Source organism: Halobacillus shinanisalinarum (genome assembly GCF_022919835.1).
Lineage (GTDB): Bacteria > Bacillota > Bacilli > Bacillales > Halobacillaceae > Halobacillus_A > Halobacillus_A shinanisalinarum.
The window spans coordinates 3926969-3943061 of the sequence record NZ_CP095074.1 but is presented as its reverse complement, the minus strand read 5'-3'; the positions used below and the strand labels follow the sequence as shown (position 1 = coordinate 3943061).

The 16093-nt window shown below is 43.0% G+C and carries 14 protein-coding genes, 2 pseudogenes, 1 riboswitch and 1 other annotated feature; of the genes and pseudogenes, 2 read left to right on the top strand and 14 right to left on the bottom strand.

The annotated features are described in order from the left end of the window. Position 1: 1 nt before the first annotated feature. The 4 genes from MUO14_RS19470 to MUO14_RS19455 all read right to left on the bottom strand — a co-directional run bounded on the left by MUO14_RS19470 (position 2) and on the right by MUO14_RS19455 (position 3523). Positions 2–919 carry a PLP-dependent cysteine synthase family protein gene (locus MUO14_RS19470; protein ID WP_244752209.1) on the bottom strand — a complete coding sequence of 306 codons (918 nt, stop codon included), beginning with the start codon at positions 917–919 and terminating at the stop codon, positions 2–4. Positions 920–939: 20 nt separating this feature from the next. Next, positions 940–1398: an S-ribosylhomocysteine lyase gene (locus MUO14_RS19465; RefSeq protein ID WP_244752208.1), complete on the bottom strand. Its 459-nt coding sequence runs from the start codon at positions 1396–1398 to the stop codon at positions 940–942. 3 nt (positions 1399–1401) lie between these two features. Beyond that, the gene (locus MUO14_RS19460) at positions 1402–2043 is read right to left on the bottom strand and encodes a class I SAM-dependent DNA methyltransferase (protein WP_244752207.1); all 642 of its coding nucleotides are present in this window, start codon (positions 2041–2043) and stop codon (positions 1402–1404) included. Positions 2044–2341: 298 nt separating this feature from the next. Further along, the gene (locus tag MUO14_RS19455; protein WP_244755688.1) at positions 2342–3523 is read right to left on the bottom strand and encodes a DEAD/DEAH box helicase; all 1182 of its coding nucleotides are present in this window, start codon (positions 3521–3523) and stop codon (positions 2342–2344) included. Positions 3524–3661: 138 nt separating this feature from the next. On the opposite strand from MUO14_RS19455, the gene MUO14_RS19450 reads away from it, so the two are divergent. Continuing rightward, entirely contained in the window at positions 3662–4849 is a 1188-nt protein-coding gene (locus tag MUO14_RS19450) for a M14 family metallopeptidase (RefSeq protein ID WP_244752206.1), read from the top strand. A gap of 42 nt (positions 4850–4891) precedes the next feature. Here the strand turns inward: MUO14_RS19450 and MUO14_RS19445 are convergent, their stop codons facing one another. The 9 genes and pseudogenes from MUO14_RS19445 to MUO14_RS19405 all read right to left on the bottom strand — a co-directional run bounded on the left by MUO14_RS19445 (position 4892) and on the right by MUO14_RS19405 (position 13317). Further along, the gene (locus MUO14_RS19445; RefSeq protein ID WP_244752205.1) at positions 4892–5377 is read right to left on the bottom strand and encodes a DinB family protein; all 486 of its coding nucleotides are present in this window, start codon (positions 5375–5377) and stop codon (positions 4892–4894) included. A gap of 15 nt (positions 5378–5392) precedes the next feature. Beyond that, positions 5393–5680: a hypothetical protein gene (locus tag MUO14_RS19440; RefSeq protein ID WP_244752204.1), complete on the bottom strand. Its 288-nt coding sequence runs from the start codon at positions 5678–5680 to the stop codon at positions 5393–5395. Between the two features lie 126 nt (positions 5681–5806). Then, positions 5807–6970 carry an acyl-CoA dehydrogenase family protein gene (locus MUO14_RS19435; RefSeq protein WP_244752203.1) on the bottom strand — a complete coding sequence of 388 codons (1164 nt, stop codon included), beginning with the start codon at positions 6968–6970 and terminating at the stop codon, positions 5807–5809. Between the two features lie 17 nt (positions 6971–6987). Next, positions 6988–8348, bottom strand: a pseudogene (locus MUO14_RS19430) (sodium:solute symporter family transporter). Continuing rightward, positions 8345–8485 (bottom strand): hypothetical protein, encoded by a 141-nt coding sequence (locus MUO14_RS19425; RefSeq protein ID WP_244752202.1) that lies wholly within the window; start codon positions 8483–8485, stop codon positions 8345–8347. Before MUO14_RS19425 ends, MUO14_RS19430 begins: the two are co-directional and overlap by 4 nt. A 126-nt stretch (positions 8486–8611) precedes the next feature. Further along, complete coding sequence (locus MUO14_RS19420; RefSeq protein WP_244752201.1) at positions 8612–9766, bottom strand: acetyl-CoA C-acyltransferase; 1155 nt, start codon at positions 9764–9766, stop codon at positions 8612–8614. A gap of 12 nt (positions 9767–9778) precedes the next feature. Next, a complete protein-coding gene (locus MUO14_RS19415; protein WP_244752200.1) occupies positions 9779–10444 on the bottom strand; it encodes a sulfite oxidase-like oxidoreductase in 666 nt (221 codons plus the stop codon). A gap of 72 nt (positions 10445–10516) precedes the next feature. Further along, positions 10517–10623: riboswitch (SAM riboswitch) on the bottom strand. 89 nt (positions 10624–10712) lie between these two features. Beyond that, positions 10713–12086, bottom strand: a complete 1374-nt coding sequence (gene argH, locus MUO14_RS19410) for an argininosuccinate lyase (protein ID WP_244752199.1) — start codon at positions 12084–12086, stop codon at positions 10713–10715. Then, entirely contained in the window at positions 12079–13317 is a 1239-nt protein-coding gene (locus tag MUO14_RS19405; RefSeq protein WP_244752198.1) for an argininosuccinate synthase, read from the bottom strand. Before MUO14_RS19405 ends, argH begins: the two co-directional genes overlap by 8 nt. Before the next feature lie 51 nt (positions 13318–13368). Continuing rightward, positions 13369–13597, bottom strand: a binding site (T-box leader). Positions 13598–13941: 344 nt separating this feature from the next. On the opposite strand from MUO14_RS19405, the gene MUO14_RS19400 reads away from it, so the two are divergent. Next, on the top strand, positions 13942–15393 hold the full coding sequence (locus tag MUO14_RS19400; protein ID WP_244752197.1) for an MDR family MFS transporter: 1452 nt from the start codon (positions 13942–13944) through the stop codon (positions 15391–15393). Positions 15394–15471: 78 nt separating this feature from the next. On the opposite strand, the pseudogene MUO14_RS19395 reads toward MUO14_RS19400, so the two are convergent. Continuing rightward, positions 15472–15951: pseudogene (locus MUO14_RS19395) on the bottom strand (GNAT family N-acetyltransferase). Between the last annotated feature and the right edge of the window lie 142 nt (positions 15952–16093).

Below are 16093 nucleotides of genomic sequence, written 5' to 3'. Positions count from 1 at the left end.
TTCACTCCTCATAAATCCCTTGACTTAAGTATCGTTCACTACTGTCAGGAAAAATAGTAACAATATTCGTTCCTGGCTCCGCTCGTTCAGCTTCTCTTAATGCAGCTTCAAACGCTGCACCTGATGAACTTGCTACGAGCAATCCTTCATTAAGCGCAAGCTCCTTGACGCGCTCAAATGCTACTCGATCCAGAACGGTGTGAATAGAATTGAAATATTTTTTCTCCATATAAAAAGGTAAGAATTCCATTCCAATTCCTTCCGTTCGATGGGGACCTGGCTCTCCCCCATTTAACACGGACCCCTCAGGCTCAACAATCACGGTTTTTATGGAGTTGTTTTTTTCTTTAAGATACCGGGCCGTGCCCATAAATGTTCCACCAGTACCTGCGCCAGCAATAAAAACATCGATCTCGCCATTTAAATCATCATACATTTCGGGACCTAGTGTTTCATAGTACGTATCTGGATTAGCGCGGTTGTTAAACTGCTGCGGGCTAAATGAGTTTGGAACCTCTTCACAAAGCTCTTCAGCCCTTTTAATTGAGCCACGCATTCCTGCTTCTGTTGGTGTATTGACCACTTCAGCACCAAGTGCTCTCATTAAGACTTGTTTTTCCTGACTAAACTTCTCAGGAGTTACAAACATAACGCTAAACCCTTTGCCGATTGCGGCAAGGGCTACACCAATCCCGGTATTGCCGGCCGTTGGTTCAATAATCGTACCACCTGGTTTCAATAATCCTCTTTCAAGTGCATCCTCAATCAACTTTAAACCCAGGCGGTCCTTAACACTCCCGCCTGGGTTCATAAATTCAAGCTTGGCAAAAATGCGAGCCTGATTCGGAATGGATGAGTGAGTCAGCTCAATCATTGGGGTATTGCCAATTAATGATTGTACGTTTCTAACGTAAGCCATAGGTTATTCACCCTCCGAAATTAAAAGACTTGATCCCATTCATCGCGTTTATCTAGCAAATCTTTCGCTAGTCCTTTTGCACCTTCCAGGCTATGGCTAGCCGCAAACCCACACTGTACCTCATTACAGGCAGGAACTTCATCTGCTTCTAGCACATCTTTTAACGTATTTTCCAGCAGTTGAAGAACATGTTCATAGCTGTCATCATTTAAGACGGCTAAATAGAATCCTGTTTGGCAGCCCATTGGTCCAATATCGATAATCCGACTGTGGTGATCACGGCTTTTTTCTGCCATGAGGTGCTCTAAAGAATGCAGTGCCGGCATATCCATATGCTCTTTGTTTGGCTGTTTGACACGAATGTCGTATTTATAAATTTTATCACCATGATCTCCTTCAGTCACACCAACTAGACGTACATATGGTGCCTTCACTTTCGTATGGTCAAGGTTAAAACTTTCTACGTTCATCTTAGGCATAAATTATTCTCCTTTTTTAGCTTGTATTAACCAAGCGAATTTGTTCTTCTGTTTAAAAGATACCTCAAAACCTACTTCAAGAAACATTTGCTCAAGTTCACTGAGATATGCGTAATATTCTTCTTGTAAATCTTGTGCCAAGTTCAAATAACCTTTCTTCTCAGCATCCTTTATTAATGACCACTTATGGGCTTCATCTTTAAAAAGTGTATCGATGAAGATAATCTTCCCACCTTCTTCAAGTTTATCATAATACGCTCGTATTGCTAATCGTTTCTCATCCTCTTTTAAATGATGGAATGCAAAAGAGCTGACGATTGATTTAATTGGCAGTTGTAAGGAAGGATAGTTGATAAAATCCCCTTCATACACAGCTGCTTCCGGGCATTTCACAATTGCAATTCGCCGCATTTCTTCAGAAGGTTCAACACCCACAACTACTTTATTTTGTGCCACTATCTTTCTCGTTAAGTTAGCTGTTCCCATCCCAAATTCTAAAACTGGTGAGACCGCTAAATCAGCCAGCTCCTGGAGCATAGCATCGTAGTCTTCAAAAACCTCTTTATATTCAGGATCTTTTCCAGATACCGTATCGTCATATGAACTTGCCCATTGATTGAAAAGGTCGACAAATTCCACTCCCATTAGCTTCAACCCCTTATTAATAATAATTCCTATCCATATACTCGGAATTACATATTTAATTTATCATATTTCATTCAATGACTCAATGTTATTGATTTTTGAAAAGTTATAGAGGAAAGACACAAAGGCAATTGTTCTCTAAGCCGAATCGATTGTTCCTTAACCCTGAGGATTGTTCTCTAACTCCAGGGGATTGTTCCTTAACTCTGAAGATTGATCCCTAACTCCAAGGGATTGCTCCCTAACCCAATTTTCCCATAAAAAGAGTGCAGCCTGTCACTGAGACGGCTGCACTCTTTTATCTTTTTCTTCGTTTAGACGAGCGTTGCTGATCTTCCGAACCAAACCGTTCTGTTTCTTTCCGTGGAGATAGAGTATCTAGTGTTCTTCTGTGGAGCTTCTCACCGATCCCTTTTTCGATCACTTGCAGCGCTTGTCTATCTTTAGGCGCAATAAAAGTAATCGCGAGCCCTTTGCCGCCGGCTCGACCAGTGCGGCCAATTCGGTGGATGTAACTCTCGGCATCCTGTGGCACATCATAGTTGAACACATGGGTGATTCCTTCAACATCGAGGCCCCTGGCTGCCACGTCTGTAGCAACCAAATATTGAATCTTCGCATCACGGAACCGTTTCATCACTTTCTCTCGTTTCGCTTGAGACAAGTCGCCGTGAAGCTCATCAGCTTCGAATCCTCGACTGAGCAAAGCTTCATTCAGCTTTTTTGCTCTCCTTTTTGTCCGGCAAAAAATCAAGGCGAGGAAGGGACGATGTTCGCCCATGATCTTTAGTAAAGCATCCTGTTTAGCCCGGTCTGTTGTTTCATAGACGAGCTGCTTAATTTCTGACAAGGTGACCGTCTCCGATTTAACTGTTACCCGTTCTGGATTTGTTAAATATTTTTTCGCAAGGGAGTTAACTTGCTGTGAGATGGTAGCAGAAAAGGCACTCGTCTGCCGGTTTGCAGGTGTTTGCTGTAAAATAGCGGCTACGTCAGGAAGGAAGCCAGCTTCAAGCATTTGATCTGCTTCATCCAACACAACATGTTCAACGGCACCCAAGCTTAACGTCTCCCTACGTAAATGATCGAGAAGACGTCCAGGTGTTGCCACAACCAGGTGGGCTCGTCCATCTAATTTATGTGCCTGCTTGGCGACATCTTGTCCGCCATAGACGGCAAGCACATTCACATCATCAGGGTGCAGCTTTTCTGCTTCACTTGTAATTTGCAGGGCAAGCTCCCTCGTCGGGGTAATGATCAATCCCTGAACCTCAGATCTCCCGGCATCTATATTTTGTAAAATCGGCAGTAAAAAGGCGAGTGTCTTCCCTGTTCCAGTCTGTGCCTTTGCAATAACATCCTTCCCTTCAAGAAGCTTTGGAATTGTTTTTTCTTGAATGGGAGTGGGGGCTGTTACTCCATGCTTTTTAAGCCTTTCAACTAATGCGCCTTCTATCTCGATATCTTTAAATGTTTTCATATCATTCACTTCTTTCCTTCCTTCATCCTTCTATTCTAACTGAAATTTTAAAGCTATGAACGCTTTTGCAAAAATAACCTCATGTACTCGTTTCTTATTCCATATAATATACGTAATAAGAATGTTAGGAGGCCACTCATGGAAATTCAAGTGAGACAAGGAGACACACTCTGGTATTACGCGAATACATTTAATGTTCCATTATCGTTACTTATTGATTCCAATCCTTCCATCATTCCTAGCAGCTTAAATATAAGTCAAACCGTGAAGATCCCCGGGTACCGTTCATACAGTTATCAAATCCAATCAGGGGATACGTTTCACAAAATTGCTGCAGCGAATCAAACTTCTTTAGACAATCTTCTTTTGCTAAACCCTTCCATAAAGCCAACCTTACTTCAAGTAGGAGAAACGATTCAAATCCCTGAACGTGTGACAAAACCCGTTGTTAATGGCAATCAACCGTACGATTTTCAAGTTTTATCTCATCATTTAAACCAGCTTTATGAATTGTATCCTTTTATAAGAAGAGAAACGATCGGCAAAAGCGTCATGGGGAAAGATTTAGTAGAATTACAAATTGGCTGCGGTCCAAAAGTTGTCCATTGGAACGGATCCTTTCATGCCAACGAATGGATAACGACCGCGATTATTATGGAATTTTTAAATACGTATTTACTTTCATTAACAAACAGGGAAACGATTCTTGGAAGGGATACGAACCCCTTCTACAGTGAAGTCACCCTCTCCATTGTCCCTATGGTTGACCCCGATGGCGTCAACCTTGTACTCAATGGCCCTCCAGAGGGAGAATTCGGAGAACGGGCCCTTCGTATAAACAATGGAAGTACGGACTTTAGCGGATGGAAAGCGAATATAATGGGGGTCGACTTAAATAAGCAGTACCCAGCCAAATGGGAGCTTGAGGCGGCTCGTAAACCAACTGAGCCTTCGCATCGAGACTTTCCAGGCTATCAGCCGTTAACTGAACCAGAAAGTATCGCCATGGCGGAATTGGCCGAAGCTCGTTCTTTTGAAAAGATATTGCCCTTTCACACGCAAGGGGAAGTCATCTATTGGGGGTACGAAGGCTTGGAGCCCCCAATAGCAAAGGAGATTGTCTATGAGTTCGCTCGGGTAAGCGGCTATGAACCCATTCAGTTCGTTGACAGCTATACGGGCTACAAAGACTGGTTTATTAAAGTATGGCAGCGGCCAGGCTATACGATTGAATTAGGGAACGGCGTCAATCCCCTCCCACTCAGTCAATTTAATAAAATTTATCAACAATCCGTTGGCATATTTTTAGCTAGTATGTATATGTGAAGAAAATGGAGTGCTAGACGCAGAAATAAAGATGCCTGCTCCTCAGGCATCTTTATCATTGAGAACTTGTTTAATTTGCTCAAAGTGATGCACATCATGCTGCATAATCCCTTCCAGGTACTCATATAAGCTTTCTTTACTTGCTTGCAAAGATATCGCCTCTTCATAGCGAATATCCTCAATATCATTTAATCGATCCACGAGCTCGCTCCTCGTTTGTTCAAATAAATCAACCGTCTCTTCCTTACTGTCATTGCGTGCATGAATAGCTGCTTTCTCATTCATTACTTCAACATCAGGAGGCACCGGCATATCCTGTGAAGTGAACAGGTACGGCAAACGTTTGTTTATAATAAATTCATCCCACAGCACAAGATGACGAATGACTTCCGCTACACTCCATTTACCTTGTTCAATTGGCAGCCTCCATGCTTCCTCTGGCAGTTGATTTAAAGATTGTACCCAATCAATCGAATCTTCCAAATGCGCAATAACCTGTTGTTTTTTCGAAAAACCTTGACCATTCATAACGCCACTCCTACTCTAGTCACTTTCCAGTTCAGACGGATCCATATGCCCCTTATGCTCCTTAATAATTTCTAAGGCGCTTTCACGTTCCTCTTCCTTCACATCAAAATGTAGCAAGTGAGTCAAATGGTTATCTGTCTCAGGATTGTTTAAGTTATTTAACGGGATTAAACGAGACAATAACGGTGGATCATCCGGAACAGGTTCGATCTGTTCATTTTCAATTGCTAACTTTTGTAAAGAAGCATTAGCGCTTTCAGCATCATTTTCCGTCTTAAAATAAACCTGTACGTGTTTAGTCATACTATCGTTATCCTTTCACAGCTTTTTACTGTTATAATAGCCTTTTTTCCTCCAAATCAAACATGGTTAATTTCCCGTTACTTGGAAACACGTGACTAACACACAGGTTAAGATATGCGAAAGTTTTCATAAAGTGACAGTTGGCTGCGACTCCTCCAATGCTTTTGAGGCAAGTTTTTTAATTACCGTATCATCCATGGGTGGATTGTGTAATCCTGATCGTACATCTCGATGATAACGTTCCAATGGACAATCCCTCGACAAGCTGCGTGCGCCCACAATTTTCATGGCTAAATCGACTACATGAACAGCCTGGTTTGTTACGATATGTTTTACTGCTGATAACTCTGTCCCGATATTTCCTCTGCTCTCTGGACATGCAGTCCACCTTTGCGCAACAGAATAGAGAATTTCACGCGACTGAAATAAGGCTAGTTCCATTTCACCGATCTTCCTCTGTACCTCAGGAACCTCCTTAATCGGTCCCGGCAAACTGTTCGGTTGATAGCTGCTTGCGAAATCAATAGCATATTGGCGTGCAGCAGACGCTATCCCTAAGTAACAAGCTGGAATGTGGAGCAGCCATCCCTTTGGAAACGGAGGGTTCACTTGTTTTCCTTCCTCCTCAACAAAGTTTTCTTTTGGAACAGTTACTCCTTGCAAAACGAGATCATCACTCCTCGTCCCCCTCATTGAGGCGGAGTTCCAAGTAGGTTCTACTTTTACACCATCGTGTTTATGATCAACTAGAAAGATACCAACACGATCTGTATCTTCAATATGTGCCGTTACTAGGGAATAGTCTAAAGCTTCAGCCATGGAGGCAAAAGATTTTCTTCCATTAATAACCCATTGATCACCTTGTAATGTCGCTTTCGTTTCTGGCACTCCTCCTCTAGTTGGGCTTCCTGTTCCTTTTTCAGTTGCTGTCCGATTAATTAAAGCCTGTTCATTCACAACCTTTTGACAAAGATTACGGAAAGCAGCTTCATTCCAACTATCATTTTCAGATAATTCCAATATACTTCCAAGGTGCCAGCCAATTGATAAGGCTGTTGCCCCGTCTCCTTGAGCAAGCTGCTCTTGCATGCGTAAAAAATCATATAGATTGAGACCTAGACCACCATACTTTTTTGGCACCGTCCAAGATAGGTATCCAGAATCTTTAAGTTCTTTAAAATTCTCGTGTGGAAAAACACCTGATTGATCAACTTCTTTTGACCGCTTATGAAATTGATTACGGAGTTGAATTACTTTTTCTAAGAGAATTTGCTGTTGTTCATTTGTCACACACTGTCACCTCTCCATTATGCATTCTTTTCAAGCTCCAATGGCTGCTCCACTTTTTTCTCGGGCAGGTACCCTGCGATAAACATAACAGTAAATCCGGCTACAGAACTTGCAAACATCGCTAGATAAATATTTTCAATGATCTCCTGATTCGTAAATAGGACATAAAGGGTGACACCGACGATGACAGAAGCAATGGCGCCAATCCCATTTGCTCGCTTCCAGAAATAACCTAGAGTGATCGGAGCAATAATGCCGCTAATGATAGCTGAAAAACTAAATTGAATCAAAATCGACAACGACTCTGGTCGGTCAAGTGAAATGTACAAAGTAAACATCCCAATAATAACGAGGGAAAACTTGGCTACACCCACACTTCTTCGGTCAATCAATTCAGGGTTACCGCCGTTTTTAGAAAAGACTGGGGCTAGTACTTTAAAAATATCATTACCAATACTCGTCGTTACTCCAAGGTATAAACTATCCGTACTTGATAGAATCGCAGAGATAATACCGACAATTAGAATGCCTACAACGAGTGGTGGGAAAGCTTCCATTAAATATGCAGGTATCGCCTTATCTGCACTATCTAACGATGGAACCATCACACGAGCCGCCAGCCCGCCTAATACCATCAATGTAGAGATTAAGAACAATGTTAACCCTGCTGACATTGTAAATGGCCGCAGTTGTTCCTCCGTTTCCAAAGACAGAACCTTATTTAATAGATGGGGCATGAGAACAAAGCTAAATAACAGAAATTGGACAGCCAAAATAGCCAACACACTATTATATGGACCACTGGAAGAAATCGGTGCCACCAAGTTGGGATCGATTCCAGACAAACGACGGGAGAGTTCTCCGAAGACACCAAACCCGCCTCCGATCGTCCACAATAGTGAGAACAAGATCAGCACAGATGTAAAGGCCATAAATATTCCTTGTAAGCCATCTGTAATAATTTGGGCAAATGCGCCTCCTAAACCAATATACACAATCGTGATCGTGACGCCGATAATGACCCCCACATATAAGGAATGCCCAGCACAGTTTCAAAAATGGTCGCTAACCCAACATTTTGACCAACAATGTAATACACATTAAATAAAATAAGTAGTCCAACGATCACCTGCAAGGGTTTACTGTTATACTTCCTGCCCAGCCATTCAGGCAACGTCGATACCCCGCCAAACTTTTTCCCGTATCGAAAGAACGTTTTAGCAAAAAATAGCAAGCCCAGCCACGATACCCCAAAACATCCTAACGTGTACCAAAGCACAGACGTTCCATATTGATAAGCAAGACCAGGGACACCGATAAATAAGTTGGCACTCGCATAGGTCGTAGCAAAGCTGGCGCCGACGATCCAAGGGCTCACCTTGCCCTTGCGGTTGCAAAGCCGCTCATTGTCTTACTATACTTCGCCCCTTTCCTGCCAATCCACGTTACAAACAGAAAATAAACGAACAACAAGCCTCCGATAAACCAGATGACACCTTCTGATAAGGACTCCATTTACTTCCCTCCCTTAGATGAGGATTTATACATTGCTTGCCAGAGGGCTAATCCTGCCACCCAAAATATAATAATGGCTATTCCGTAAGTAAGAAACATGTTACTACCTCCTTTTATAACCAATCTTTAGGCACTTCGACGAGAATGGCAAAGCCTTGCCCGCCCCGCCACACAGTGAGGCGATGCCCCGTCCGCCCCGCGACGTTTCAACTCATGAATAAGTGTGAGAACTAACCGAAATCCTGTTCCACCAAGCGGATGCCCTATGGCAATCGCTCCTCCATTGACATTTACTTTTTGTGGATCTAACCCAAGCTCATCGATACTTGCCAGAGCAACACTTGCAAAGGCTTCGTTAATTTCAAATAAATCAATATCGTCTTTTGTTAACTGATATCGTTTAAAAAGCTTAGCAATCGCATCCGCCGGCTTCGTGTGTAAACTGGAATCAGAACCAGCCGTTTCTGACCAGCCAATCACACGGGCGAGAGGTGTTTTCCCAATCGTTTGTGCATAACTTTCTGAAGCGACCACTCCAACACTTGCTCCATCCGTCATTTGTGAAGCATTTCCTGCTGTAATCGTCCCTCTTTCTCTAAATGCCGGAACCAAACTGCTTAATTTATCCAAAGTGGACTGTGGCCTGATCCCTTCATCACCTGCCAGCTGTTTACTGCCCACGTGCACTGGTACAATCTCATCATTGAACAACCCTTGTTCCTGCGCACGAGCTGCTTTCAACTGAGAATCTAAAGCATATTGATCTTGCTCTTCCCGCTTGATGTTCCGCTCCTCGTTTTGAATGTCTGTCAATCCCCCCATTGATGAATCGGTTAGCGAACACCAGAGGCCATCGTTAATCAGCGTATCTGTAAACTCGACAGGCCCTGTTGCTAAACCGTTACGAAGGGTGGCAACGTGAGGCGCATTTGTCATTGAGTCAAACCCACCGACTATATAAAGCTGACCTTCCTCAAGCTTGATGCGTCTCGCTGCATCTGCCACCGAAGCGACCCCCGCCAAACAGACATTATTTATGGTTATCGCCGGAACAGCCCATGAGACACCAGCACCTGCAGCAACCGCTCTGGCCGGGTTCTGTCCCTGTCCTGCCTGTAGGACCTGGGCAAGGATGACACCATCGGCATTCAAGGCTTCAGGCACGCGTTCCATCAATGCTCTGGTTGCTTGAACACCAAGATCCTTGGCCCCTAACTTGGATAAACCACCTTTCCATTTACCAAAAGGTGTACGTACACCATCTAAGATTACAACACTCATTCTTCTACCTCCTCAATAATCAAAGTCCTTTTCCTTCCATTTATCCTCTTCCATCACATCACCTTCATCAGAAAAGCGCTGCTCTTTAAACGGATCTGCCTCATTGTGAAAACCATTTTGCTCCCAGAAACCTGGTGCATCCGACTTCCTAAACTCAAAGCCCCTAATCCACTTCACACTCTTCCAAAAGTACAAATGAGGAATTACCAGTCGAAATGGATAGCCGTGCTTTTCCGTCAATGGCTTGCCATTATAAGAATGAGCAAGGATGACACCTTTGGCTAACAAGTCCTTAAGCGGAATATTAGCTGTATAATCATAATCCCCATGCACCATAACGTACTGAATGTCATCTGGTATCTCGAAATCCTCAAGCAAGTCCTGCAACAAGACCCCTTCAAAACCATTATCAAACTTCGACCATCTTGTAACACAATGAACATCACAGATAACCTTTGACTGCGGCAGCGCCATCAAATCATTGTATGAAAACATAACCGTGTCCCCAATACCCCCAGTCATTTGAAAATCCCACTGGTCAAGGTCATAGGACGGAACTTCACCTACCGTTAAAATCGGAAATTTTTCTGTTAACACCTGCCCAGGAGGCAGCCGTCCGCCAAACCGTTCTGTCACCTGTGGACCCTTGGAACGCTTGAGCCGCTCCGCCTTATTCATCCCACATCACCCGTTCCTTGAATAATAAAAAGCCCCTTTCAAAATGAAAGAGGCAGAAGATTTTGCTTCAACCTCTCATCTTCCGAACATAAAATGTGTTCGTTGGAAGTAGCACCGTGTCTATAGACCGGTTGCCGGGCGTCAAAGGGCCAAATCCCTCAGCCTGCTCTAGATAAGAGTAAGTTAACGTTATTAAGTTACTTGCCATGTTACAAATAAACCATACTAAAGTCAATAATATTTAGAAAATTCCATGAAATGAATCGCATTATTTAAGATGTTGTTTTGCTAACTCAAGCTGCTGTGCCACCTGCTCAAAACCAGTGCCGCCTTCACTATTTCGGGCAGCCACTACCTGCTCAGGCGCTAATTTTTCAAAAATATCCGCTTCAAACAGCTCAGAAAATTCCTTATACTCATCAAGTGTCAGATCAAGCAGGTAGGTCTGCTGCTCAATCGCATACAGCACAATCTTGCCGATCACCTCATGCGCCTGACGAAACGGCAGACCTTTCACAGCCAAATAATCCGCAATATCGGTTGCATTCGAATAATCCTCATTTACCGCCTGACGCATATTCGACCCCTTCACTTCCATCGAAGCCAGCATCGGAGCCAGCAGCGATAGCGCCCCATCCAGCGTCTCCACCGTATCGAACATCCCTTCCTTGTCCTCCTGCATATCCTTATTGTACGCAAGCGGTAGACCCTTCAGAAGGGTCAGCAGCCCCATCAAGTTGCCGTAAATCCTTCCTGTTTTGCCACGAAGCAACTCAGGCACATCCGGATTCTTTTTCTGCGGCATAATGCTCGAACCCGTACAAAACGCATCATCGAGCTCAACGAAATCAAATTCCTGACTGCTCCAAAGAATCAATTCATCTGACAGTCTTGAAATATGTGTAATTAAAATGGAAGCGATCGACAAAAATTCCAGGATGAAATCTCGATCACTGACGGCGTCCAATGAGTTTGGATAAACGTTATCAAATCCGAGCGTCTCCGCCGTCATCTGTCTATCGACCGCATAAGGTGTCCCAGCAAGCGCCGCTGCACCAAGTGGCGACCAATCAATCCGCTTCACACTGTCCTTGAGCCGCTCTTTATCGCGCTCAAACATCCAAAAATATGCAAGCAAATGATGCGCAAATGAAACCGGCTGAGCCCGCTGCAAGTGTGTATAACCAGGGATAATCGTTTCAACATGGGAATCCGCCTGACTGACAAGCGCCTCCTGTACCGCTTCAACTAGTTGAATGAGTTGGGTGGTTTTTTCCTTCAAATACAAGTGCATATCTGTTGCTACCTGGTCGTTACGGCTTCTCCCTGTGTGGAGCTTGCCGCCAACAGGACCAATTTCATCGATCAGTAGCTTTTCAATATTCATATGGATGTCTTCATGCTCAACAGAAAACGACACTTCATCATTCTTGATTTTTTTCTGAATGATATGCAATCCGTCTTTAATTTGCTCGGCTTCCTCTTTAGAAATGATCGCACACTTTCCAAGCATATCAACGTGTGCAAGACTCCCCTGTATATCATGTAAAGCCAGCTTGTCATCAAAACCGATCGAAGAGGTGTACTCTTCGACCAGCTTGTTGGTTGGTTTGGTAAATCGACCACCCCAAAGCTTACTCATGCACACTCACCGGCTGTTCTTCAGCCTTCTTCGCCCCAGTTTTATGCACATCAGCATGCACTTTCGTCGGCAGACCCCACAGTTTAATAAATCCGACCGCAGCATTGTGATCAAAGGCATCCCCTTTTGAATACGTCGAAAGTTTTTCATTATAAAGGCTGACTGGAGACTTTTTCCCGATTACTTGATGATGACCCTTGAACAGCTTCACTTTAACGGCACCTGTCACCACTTGCTGGGTTTCCTCAACAAAAGCTTGTAATGCCGGCTGCAGCGGAGAATACCATAGACCGTCATAAATCATTTTTGACATTTGCTGATCAATTGTTGCTTTGTACTGGGATACTTCTCTCGTCAATGTTAAAAACTCAAGTTCTTTATGGGCATTGATCAAAATCATCGCACCCGGGTTTTCATACACTTCTCTTGATTTAATCCCGACGAGGCGGTTTTCTGTGTGGTCAATACGTCCGACTCCATGCATGCCGCCTAAGCTATTCAACTCCTCAATCAATGGAACAATATCCATCTGTTCGCCATTTAAAGCAACAGGAATTCCACTATCAAACTCGATATCTATGATATCCGGAGTATCAGGTGTTTTTTCAATCGGATTCGTCCAAGCATAAGCCGCTTCCGGTGCTTCCATCCAAGGATCCTCAAGAACACCCGCTTCGCAAGCACGTCCCCAAATATTCGCATCAATTGAAAATGGGTTATCTAAGTTAACCGGGATCGGAATGCCTTTTTCCTCGGCATACTTGATTTGCTCATCACGCGTCATCCCCCATTCTCTGACAGGGGCAATCACTTCAAGTTCCGGGTTGAGCGCTTGAATGGATACTTCAAACCTAACCTGGTCATTTCCTTTTCCAGTACAGCCGTGCGCGACGGCAACAGCACCCTCTTGCTCAGCCACTTCCACTAATAGTTTTGAGATTAAAGGACGCGATAGGGCAGAAGATAGCGGGTATTTCCCTTCATATAGGGCATTCGCTTTAAGTGCCGGCATTAAGTAGCCATCAGCAAGAAGTTGTTTCGCATCTACCATAATCGCCTTGATTGCCCCAACATCAAGCGCCTTTTGACGAATCGTTTCAAGATCCTTTCCTTCACCTACATCTAAGCCAAGAGCAATGACGTCATACCCGTATTTTTCTTGAATCCATTTCACCGAAATTGAGGTATCAAGTCCTCCTGAATATGCCAATACTACTTTAGGTTTTGTCATAGTAAATGCCTCCTTGTAAATTTCCATTAAAAAAATCCGCCTCTAACTATTGTAAGAGACGGATTTGTGTGTGTGATTCATCCGCGGTACCACTCTGATTGTCTATTTTAAAATAGACCCACTTAAATCCTGATAACGGGCGTTCCCGGCCCAGACTACTTTGTTTCGTCTGAACTTCTCTGAAGGGGCGTTTCGATACGGATTGAATCACCAGGCTTCCACCGTCCCTAGCTCGCTGACATTCTTAAACCGTTCTACTTTTCTTCATCTCTGAATGTGAATGTATATTTATTATTTAATATTTATAATTATACATATACATTTTTAGATGTCAACGTGTATGTCCCATTAAAATTAAAAAAGATTCATTCGCCAATTAAAGGCCCAAGTATTTCCGTTACGGTGTTATAGTTTTGATAATGAGAGGGATATGCTTGCGCTAGGGATGGTATGTCTTTGCGTTAGGGTGGTGTGCCCTGTTGTTAAGGCATTTTGTAAAAACAATAATCATTTTATTTGTAAGCCGTGCTCACACCAAGTATAATTTGATAGTTAGTTTATGGAACCCTATAAAAATGATTAAGTTCTCCATAATATTAATGAATAAGAACAGGGGGAATATGAATGACGACTACAAAAGATTATAATAAAACGTTAATGGCAGCATTATTACTCGCGGGCTCATTTATCGCTATCTTAAACCAAACGTTGATGATTACTGCCATTCCTCCGATCATGGAAGAAATGAACATCACAGCTAATACAGCCCAATGGCTGACAACGGTATTTATGCTCGTCAATGGGATCATGATCCCGATCACTGCATTCTTAATTGAACGGTTCACGACACGACAGCTGTTTATAACGGCCATGAGTGTTTTCACGGTCGGTACCGTCGTAGGAGGCCTTGCACCAAATTTCTCCATCTTATTATTAGGGAGGATCATTCAATCTGCTGGAGCGGGGATTATGCTGCCGTTAATGCAGACTGTCTTCTTATTGATCTTCCCTGTTAATAAACGTGGAGCTGCCATGGGCTATATCGGGCTGGTTATCTCTTTTGCCCCAGCTATCGGTCCGACTCTATCAGGGTGGGTAACAGCTCAGTATTCCTGGAGGTTTTTATTCTTACTAATTTTACCTTTGGCTATATTAATTATCTTTATTGCTTATTTCATATTGAAAAATGTAACAGAGCTCACTTATCCGAAGGTCGACTTTTTATCGATTGTATTATCTTCAGTTGGTTTTGGAGGCTTGCTATTTGGCTTCTCAAGTGCAGGAAACTACGGATGGGACAGCACACGGACTATTCTCATTCTTACAGCCGGCGCCATTACACTCATGGCATTCATTATTCGTCAATTTCGCATGCATCATCCTATGCTTGAATTTAGAGTATTCAAATATGCCACGTTTTCAATAACTACTGTTATCGGGATGATTTGCTTCTTAGGTCTGATTGGTTCTGAAACATTAATTCCGTTATACATGCAGAATATGAGGGATTTCACTGCAATGGAATCTGGACTGGTTCTACTGCCAGGTGCTCTCATTTCAGGCTTCATGTCTCCGATTACAGGGCGGATTTTTGATAGGATTGGGGCGCGGTTGTTAGCGATTGTCGGACTTATCATCATGACAGGTTCAACTTTAGCTTTCTCCTTTTTAGACACATCAACAACCCTTACGTTCCTTATCGTTATGTATGCTATTCGTATGTTCGGGTTCTCAATGGTGATGATGCCTGTCACAACAGCTGGTTTAAATCAATTGCCGCAAAAATTGATCCCGCACGGAGCGGCTATGAATAATACAATGAGGCAAATTGCAGCTTCAGTGGGTACTGCTATTCTTGTTACGGTTATGACTATGACCGCACAAAATGCCCAGCAGGAACAATCCATTTCAAACCCTGGGATCCATGGCGTCAATGTGGCCTTTATCGTTATCACCGTACTCTCGTTTATTGGGATTATCTTATCGATTTTTGTAAAAAGGACCTACCCACCTATAGAGGAAGAATTCGAACCAGTGGAAACGGATTACGGAAAGAAAAAAGCAGAGAATTTGTAAAACATCCATTAAAAATGAGAGGGGATACACTTGTACTGTATTCCCTCTCATTTTTATTAGAGTTTTTAAGTTATTCATTTATATACATTTCTTCACCAGTAGTAATTCATCACAGATAGGAACACCATTTTCTGCAATAAGCGGTATTTCGGGTTTTCGCTTCCTTGCTTCATCCACTGCGTCTGACCGAATTTCCGACAGACGAAATCCCTTCCTTTAATAAAATACCAAAGCATTTACATTATCATTTGTAGTTATGATACGAATATGCTGGATTCCCTGTTCACGCACTTCTTGTTCCACCCTATGTAAAAGTAGTGTGCCGACACCTTTATTTTCTATCAAACTATCTAAAGAGATGATTTCACACTCCTCTCCTTCCACGATGTACGTAATTAAACCGATAATCCCACCTTTTTCATCCATTAGAGCAAACCCATCCAACTGATCACACTGGAATAGCCCAGTTGATAACACCATTTGCGGACTCCCCCAATGAGTAACGAAAAAGTCAAATAATAGATTTGTCTCGATTTCATGATTAGAAACAAGATCCATAACTTCAATCCCCCAGCCTGCATGTATTCCTATTCATTATATGAAATCCTCTGGTTACTTCCTAACTATTTTTGTATATTGTATGTGTTTAAGTGAAGACCAAACAGGTTACATACGTTATAGAATTATTTAGTTATCTATC

Bases quoted from the DNA above. Each gene is read 5' to 3' on its own strand.
- MUO14_RS19470 (WP_244752209.1), bottom strand. From the start codon at position 919: ATGGCTTACGTTAGAAACGTACAATCATTAATTGGCAATACCCCAATG.
- MUO14_RS19465 (WP_244752208.1), bottom strand. From the start codon at position 1,398: ATGCCTAAGATGAACGTAGAAAGTTTTAACCTTGACCATACGAAAGTG.
- MUO14_RS19460 (WP_244752207.1), bottom strand. From the start codon at position 2,043: ATGGGAGTGGAATTTGTCGACCTTTTCAATCAATGGGCAAGTTCATAT.
- MUO14_RS19455 (WP_244755688.1), bottom strand. From the start codon at position 3,523: ATGAAAACATTTAAAGATATCGAGATAGAAGGCGCATTAGTTGAAAGG.
- MUO14_RS19450 (WP_244752206.1), top strand. From the start codon at position 3,662: ATGGAAATTCAAGTGAGACAAGGAGACACACTCTGGTATTACGCGAAT.
- MUO14_RS19445 (WP_244752205.1), bottom strand. From the start codon at position 5,377: ATGAATGGTCAAGGTTTTTCGAAAAAACAACAGGTTATTGCGCATTTG.
- MUO14_RS19440 (WP_244752204.1), bottom strand. From the start codon at position 5,680: ATGACTAAACACGTACAGGTTTATTTTAAGACGGAAAATGATGCTGAA.
- MUO14_RS19425 (WP_244752202.1), bottom strand. From the start codon at position 8,485: ATGGAGTCCTTATCAGAAGGTGTCATCTGGTTTATCGGAGGCTTGTTG.
- MUO14_RS19420 (WP_244752201.1), bottom strand. From the start codon at position 9,766: ATGAGTGTTGTAATCTTAGATGGTGTACGTACACCTTTTGGTAAATGG.
- MUO14_RS19415 (WP_244752200.1), bottom strand. From the start codon at position 10,444: ATGAATAAGGCGGAGCGGCTCAAGCGTTCCAAGGGTCCACAGGTGACA.
- argH (WP_244752199.1), bottom strand. From the start codon at position 12,086: ATGAGTAAGCTTTGGGGTGGTCGATTTACCAAACCAACCAACAAGCTG.
- MUO14_RS19405 (WP_244752198.1), bottom strand. From the start codon at position 13,317: ATGACAAAACCTAAAGTAGTATTGGCATATTCAGGAGGACTTGATACC.
- MUO14_RS19400 (WP_244752197.1), top strand. From the start codon at position 13,942: ATGACGACTACAAAAGATTATAATAAAACGTTAATGGCAGCATTATTA.